At 56.7% G+C, this 6,961-nt stretch carries 5 protein-coding genes and 1 rRNA gene; 1 reads left to right on the top strand and 5 read right to left on the bottom strand.

What is annotated here, in order from left to right:
- The 5 genes from MFP24_RS18710 to pepQ form a co-directional block, all read right to left on the bottom strand.
- A 16S ribosomal RNA gene (locus MFP24_RS18710) occupies window positions 1-204 on the bottom strand; the annotation flags it as partial.
- A 383-nt stretch (window positions 205-587) separates the two neighbouring features.
- On the bottom strand, window positions 588-1,127 hold the full coding sequence (gene hemG / locus MFP24_RS18705) for a menaquinone-dependent protoporphyrinogen IX dehydrogenase (protein ID WP_249231784.1): 540 nt from the start codon (window positions 1,125-1,127) through the stop codon (window positions 588-590).
- A 21-nt stretch (window positions 1,128-1,148) separates the two neighbouring features.
- On the bottom strand, window positions 1,149-2,600 hold the full coding sequence (gene trkH, locus MFP24_RS18700) for a Trk system potassium transporter TrkH (protein WP_249231783.1): 1,452 nt from the start codon (window positions 2,598-2,600) through the stop codon (window positions 1,149-1,151).
- Window positions 2,601-2,640: 40 nt separating this feature from the next.
- Window positions 2,641-3,255, bottom strand: a complete 615-nt coding sequence (locus MFP24_RS18695) for an IMPACT family protein (RefSeq protein ID WP_249231782.1) — start codon at window positions 3,253-3,255, stop codon at window positions 2,641-2,643.
- Window positions 3,255-4,586, bottom strand: coding sequence for a Xaa-Pro dipeptidase (gene pepQ, locus MFP24_RS18690; protein WP_249231781.1), 1,332 nt, complete (start codon window positions 4,584-4,586; stop codon window positions 3,255-3,257). The genes MFP24_RS18695 and pepQ overlap by 1 nt, the downstream gene beginning before the upstream one ends.
- Window positions 4,587-4,770: 184 nt before the next feature.
- Between pepQ and fadB the strand changes: the two genes are divergently transcribed.
- Window positions 4,771-6,960 carry a fatty acid oxidation complex subunit alpha FadB gene (gene fadB / locus MFP24_RS18685; RefSeq protein ID WP_249231780.1) on the top strand — a complete coding sequence of 730 codons (2,190 nt, stop codon included), beginning with the start codon at window positions 4,771-4,773 and terminating at the stop codon, window positions 6,958-6,960.
- Window position 6,961 lies beyond the last annotated feature (1 nt).

Here is a 6,961-nt window from a genome sequence, read left to right as displayed (position 1 = left end):
CCCCCACTTTGCTCTCGCGAGGTTATGCGGTATTAGCTACCGTTTCCAGTAGTTATCCCCCTCCATCAGGCAGTTTCCCAGACATTACTCACCCGTCCGCCGCTCGTCACCCAAGGAGCAAGCTCCTTTGTGCTACCGCTCGACTTGCATGTGTTAGGCCTGCCGCCAGCGTTCAATCTGAGCCATGATCAAACTCTTCAATTTAAGATTTGTTTGATTCGCTACGTTAATAGCTGTGCTCAAAGAATTTATAACTGTTTATTCGTAATGAATTTACTGTCAGTCACTCTTCAAGACTTTTTATATCGTTTGCGGATATTGTCTTGTGAGTGCCCACACAGATTGTCTGATTAAATTGTTAAAGAGCAGTGCCACGTTACGCCGTGGCGCGGGCCGCATATGTTATGCAATTCCGCTGTGAAGTCAAGTGATTATTGCCTGGCTTCCTACTGTCATCACAACCGCGTTGCCGCCGTTGCCCTGTCAGTGGAGGCGCATTATAGGGAGTTCTCGCCGGCTTACAAGGGCTAAATGCAAAAAAGTGACTGAGTGCGTTTTTTTTCGGCAACGCGCGGAAAAAGAGCGCACTATGCGTTTTTTTTCCGCGCCATCTGCCCAAACTCATGGGCGAAACGCGCGACCTGATCCCAGTCGGTGTATTCAACCTCTTTACTGCTATCCGTTTCACCGCCGGTCATACGCATAATCAACTGAATCATCACCCGGTCAATCCACCGATAGCGCGGATAGCGCAGCGCGCCGGCGAACACGCCGCATAAGTCCGGCCGCCACGGCGAACTTAGCAAAAATTTACGCGTATAGGCGTTGGTTTGTAACGTGCGTTTTTCTGGTTTGCGCGCCGTAAGATTGACCGAGAAGAAAGCGCTGGGCAATTGCTGTAAACGCGTCAGGTGCCGCCGAATAAACTGGTTTACCGCCGGATTAAAACGCCCATAGCGCACCGAAGCGCCGATCAGGATCGCATCGTATTTGGTTACGTCGATATCATGCTTACTTAATAAGCTGACGACATCGCACGCCAGCGTCCCTTTAAGCGTGTTGGCAATATAAGAGGCTATCTCTCTTGTCTGCCCATCCGTACTGGAAAACAATATCAAAGCTTTCATTACGCTATTCCTTTGTCTGTTTTATTCTCGCCAGAAAGTCGGCGTAAACAAGACTAAAAGAGTAAACACCTCCAAACGTCCGAACAGCATGGTCAGAATCAATATCCACTTTGCCGCATCATTCATTGAAGTGAAATTATCCGCCACCACCCCCAGCCCAGGTCCCAGATTATTCAGCGTGGCGGCAACGGCGGCAAAAGCGGAGAAATCATCCACGCCCGTCGCAATCACCGCCAGCATACTGACGATAAAGACCAGCGCATAGGCGGAAAAGAAGCCCCAAACGGCCTCTAATATCCGCTCCGGCAGCGCGCGATGGCCCAATTTTATGGTGTATACCGCATTGGGATGAACCAGACGTTTCAGCTCACGCGAACCCTGCAGAAAAAGCAGCAGAATACGGATGACTTTCAAACCGCCGCCGGTCGATCCCGCACACCCGCCGACAAAGGCGGAACACAGGAGCAATACGGGTAAAAAAAGCGGCCAGGAGGCGATGCTATCGGTGGTAAACCCCGCCGTGGTCGCCATCGACACCACCTGAAAAAAGGCCTGATTCAGCGTTTGCATACCGCTGGCGTAGACATTATGGAACCACAAAACAAGGGTGCATACCGCAACCAGCGATATCTGTACAAAAATAAACATGCGGAATTCGGGATCGCGCCAGTAAACCTTGAGGCTGCGTCCGCTCAACACCGCAAAGTGCAGGCCAAAGTTACAGCCGGAAATCAACAAAAACACCGCGACGATGCTGTTAATCATCGGGTTGTTAAAATAGCCGATACTGGCGTCGTGGGTAGAAAAACCGCCTACCGATACCGTTGAGAAGCTGTGGCCGATGGCGTCGAAAATCGGCATCCCCGCCAGCCACAGCGATACGGCACAGGCGACGGTGAGCAGCAGATAGATCAGCCATAGCGTTTTGGCGGTATCGGCAATCCGCGGGCGCATTTTGTTATCTTTCAGCGGTCCCGGCATTTCAGCGCGATAGAGCTGCATACCGCCGACGCCCAATATCGGCAGGATGGCAACGGCCAGCACAATGATCCCCATACCGCCGAACCACTGCAGCATTTGCCGATAAAAAAGAATCGCCTTCGGCAGCGAGTCCAGCCCGACCAGCGTGGTTGCGCCGGTGGTGGTCAACCCGGAGAAGGACTCGAAAAACGCATCGGTCACGCCGAGATTAGGATGCTCCGCAAACAGAAAAGGAAGCGCTCCCACGCTGCCCAGCACCGTCCAGAACAATACGACGATCAGAAATCCTTCGCGCGATTTCAACTCATGCTTCTGCTTTCTGTTCGGCAGCCACAGCGCGATGCCGATCGCCAGGGCGACCAGAAAGGTCTGGGTGAAAGCCCGTCCTGCGCCGTCTCGATAGATCAAGGCCACCAGGCCGGGAATAAACATGGTCCCGGAGAACAGGATAACCAGCAGGCCGACAATACGGGTTATGGCACGCAACTGCATTGCAGAAAATTCCTTAATGATTCATAAACCAGCGCTGGGATTATTGTGAAAGCGGCAATAAATGCAACGAGCCGCGGCTGATATCACGCAACCTCTCCGCCGCTTCCTCTACTCCCCTGACGGGAATAGACAGACGCAATGTCACTTCCGCACCATAATCACCGTGCAATATCCGCCCACCGAGCTGATATAGCAGTGATTCAACCTGAGGTAATAACGCATAGTCGCAGCGCAAGCCATATTCTTTCTGTAAAACTTTCTCCCGCAGCGATACTACCTTCAGCGCCTGCTGGACGCCGCCGCCATAGGCTTTCACCAGCCCGCCGGTCCCCAACTGGATCCCGCCGTAGTAACGCACCACGACGGCGCTAATCTCCCCGATGCCGCTCCCCAGCAACTGCGCCAGCATCGGCTTGCCGGCGGTGCCGGAAGGTTCGCCGTCATCGGAAAATCCAAGCTGTTGGGAATCGTCCGGCGCCCCGGCGACATACGCCCAGCAGTGATGCCTGGCCGCGGGATGCTGCGCCCTCACCTGCTGCACAAAATTTTTCGCGGCGTCCACGCCGTCGGTCGGCGCCAGCAAAGTGATAAAACGGCTTTTCTTGATTTCCTCACTTATGCTGACCGGCGCCGCCGGTACGGGATAGGCCTGCATCAGGATAGATTCAGATCGCGGGTCATGTTCTCCACCCGTTTTTCATGGATAACGATATTATCTTCGATGCGGATGCCGCCAAAGGGTTTCAGCGCATCAATCCTCTGCCAGTCGAAATGCCGGCTGAATTCGCCCTCGCGCCACGGCGCCAGCAGAGAGTCGATAAAATAAATACCCGGTTCGATAGTCACAACCATGCCGGGTTCCAGTATCCGGGTGTAGCGCAGATAGGGATGCTGCGCGGGCGCGGCCAGGTGGGTGCCGCGGTCGTCCTGCATAAAGCCCGCCACGTCATGCACCTGCAATCCCAGAGTGTGCCCCAGGCCGTGCGGCAGGAACGGCGCGGTCAGCCCTTTTTCCACCATCGCCTCTTCGCTGATCCCCTGAATCAGGCGATGTGACGTCAACAACCTGGCAACGCGCTGATGCATCTGAATATGGTAATCGGTATAGCGTACTCCGCTGCGAATAGTGTCGATAAGGCTCAGGTGTTCCTGATTCAAATCTTTCACCAGCGTGGCAAATGCATTATCGCTCTGCGCGGAGTAAGTGCGGGTAAGGTCGGCCGCATAGCCATTATATTCCGCGCCCGCATCGATCAGGAAACTGCGCGCTTCCGACGGCGCCAGATGATCCAACTGGGTGTAATGCAGTACCGCGGCATGCTCATTCAGCGCCACGATATTGCCGTAGGGCACGTCGGTATCCCGGTGGCCGGTGGCCGTCAGATAAGCCAGATTGATATCGAACTCGCTCATGCCGGACAGAAAAGCCTCGTGCGCGGCGCGGTGCCCGACGACCGCGGTTTTCTGGGCTTCGCGCATGCAGGCCAGTTCATAGTCCGTTTTATAGGCGCGATAGTAGTGCAGGTAGTCCAGCACGCCCTGCGGGTTAATATTGGCGGCGTCAATCCCCAGGTTCAGGGCGCGCTGCGGAGCGTAACCGAGGTAGGCGACCCGCCGGCGCGCCGACGGAAGCAGCGAACCGATATCATCGGCGTTGCGCAGAACCGTAATGTCTACTTCGTCCGTCCAGAAACTTTCCGGAACCGGCGCGACGTTATGCCAGTAATCCACCGGGGAGTAAAACCACAGTTTCGGCGCATTGACGCCGTCGATCCATAACCAGCAATTCGGCACCTGGGTCACCGGAACCCAGGCTTTAAACTGCGGATTGACCTTGAATGGGTAGTCGTGATCGTCCAGGAATACCGTCAGCAGCTCGCCGGAGTGAATCAGCAAGGCGTCAAGCTGATGGCGCGCCAGCACCGCCTGCGCCCGCTGCTGCAACGTAACCAGATGATGGTGATATAAAGAAGCCAGCTTTTCCATGGGTATCCCTGTTTGTCACTGCATTATCCATCCATTTTAACACAGCCGTAATGCAACGGCAGTGTCGGCTGCTTTGTGATCTCCCCGGCAAAAAAACAATCCCTTGTTTGCAAAAATTTAACATTATAACCACAATTCAATCATCTGGTCGTACCAGATCCCCCCCCTGAATGCGGAGATCACCATGCTCTATCAAGGCGAAACCCTCTACCTCGACTGGCTTGAAGACGGCATTGCGGAGCTGGTCTTTGCGGCGCCCGGCTCCGTCAACAAACTGGATACCCGGACGGTGACCAGCCTGGGTAAGGCGTTGGATATACTGGCGGAACAGAAACAATTGCGAGGGCTGCTATTACGCTCGGATAAGCCCGCCTTTATCGTCGGCGCCGATATCACCGAGTTCCTCTCGTTGTTTGCGGCGCCGGCAGACAAACTTCACCAGTGGCTGGACTTTGCCAACGGCATTTTCAGCCGCCTGGAAGACCTGCCCGTCCCCACGCTTTCCGCCGTTAACGGGTATGCGTTGGGCGGCGGTTGCGAATGCGTATTGGCCACCGATTTCCGCCTTGCCGCCGCCGATATCCGCATCGGCCTGCCGGAAACCAAACTGGGCATTATGCCGGGTTTTGGCGGAACGGTGCGCCTGCCGCGCTTGCTGGGAGCGGATAGCGCGCTGGAAATTATCGCCGCGGGCAAAGATATCGGCGCGGCCGAAGCATTAAAAGCGGGCCTGGTGGATGCGGTGGTCGCCAATGAAAAATTACTCGCCGCCGCCGCGCAGATGTTGCGGCAGGCCATCGCCGGCGAGCTTGACTGGCGGGCGGCGCGGCGCCCCAAGCTGGAAGCGCTGAAGCTCAATAACATCGAGGCCGCCATGTGTTTCGCCACCGCCAAAGCCATGGTGCTGCAAACCGCGGGCAAACATTACCCGGCGCCGATGACCGCGGTCAAAACCATTGAGGCCGCCGCCGCCATGCCGCGCAATGCGGCGTTGCAGTTGGAAACGCAAAACTTTATTCCCTTGACCCGCACCGATTCCGCTCGCGCGCTGGTTGGCCTTTTCCTTAACGATCAGTATGTAAAAGGCAAGGCGAAAAAGCGCGTCGGCGAGCTATCGCCGCCGGCGCAGGCCGCCGTGCTGGGCGCGGGCATTATGGGCGGCGGCATTGCCTATCAGTCGGCGTACAAAGGCACGCCCATCCGCCTGAAAGATATCCATGAGAAGCCGCTTACCCAGGGAATGAACGAAGCGGCGAAACTGCTGAACAAGCAGCTGGAGCGCGGCAGGCTGGACGGTATAAAAATGGCGGGGATACTGGCCAATATTCATCCGACGCTGGACTACGCCGGTTTTGAGCGCCTCGATATGGTGGTCGAGGCCGTGGTTGAAAACCCGCGGGTGAAGGCCGAGGTGCTGGCGGAAACCGAAGCTCACGTCGGCCCGCACGCCGTGCTGGCTTCCAACACCTCAACCATTCCCATTGCCCAACTGGCCGCCGCCTTAAAACGGCCGCAAAACTTTTGCGGCATGCACTTTTTTAACCCGGTGCATCGCATGCCGCTGGTGGAAATTATCCGCGGCCCGCAGACGGCCGAAACCACCATCGCCCGCGTGGTGGCCTACGCCGGCAAAATGGGGAAAACGCCGATTGTGGTCAATGACTGCCCCGGCTTCTTCGTTAACCGGGTGCTGTTTCCCTATTTTTGCGCGTTTAACCTGCTGGTGCGCGACGGCGCGGATTTTTGCGACGTGGATAGCGTGATGGAGAAACAGTTTGGCTGGCCGATGGGGCCGGCGTACCTGCTGGACGTGGTGGGCATCGATACCGCCCACCACGCGCAGGCGGTGATGTCCGAAGGATTCCCGCAGCGCATGGGCAAGTACTACCGGGACGCCATCGACGTGCTGTTCGACAACCAGCGTTTCGGTCAGAAAAACGGGCTGGGTTTCTATCGCTACCAGACGGACGGCAAAGGAAAGCCGCGCAAAGAGCAGGATGAACGCGTTGACGGCCTGCTGGCGGAAATCAGCCGGCCACGAAAAGCGTTTAGCGCCGAGGAGATTATCGCCCGCCTGATGATCCCGATGATTAACGAGGTGGCCCGCTGCCTGGAGGAAGGCATTATCGATAGCCCGGCGGAGGCGGATATGGCATTGGTGTACGGGCTCGGCTTCCCGCCCTTCCGCGGCGGCGCCTGCCGCTATCTGGACACCCAGGGCAGCGCCCGTTACGCGGCGACGGCGCGGCAACTGGCGCATCTCGGTCCCATTTATCAGGTTCCTGACGGGCTGCAACAGAAAGCCGGCCGCAACGAAAGTTATTATCCCCCCGTCGCGCCGCACGCGGACGTTTCCCAAGGGCAACCGGCATGAG

The sequence above is a fragment of the Brenneria tiliae genome, from assembly GCF_023347575.1.
Classification (GTDB): domain Bacteria; phylum Pseudomonadota; class Gammaproteobacteria; order Enterobacterales; family Enterobacteriaceae; genus Brenneria; species Brenneria corticis.
This window is presented reverse-complemented; position numbering and strand designations above follow the sequence as displayed.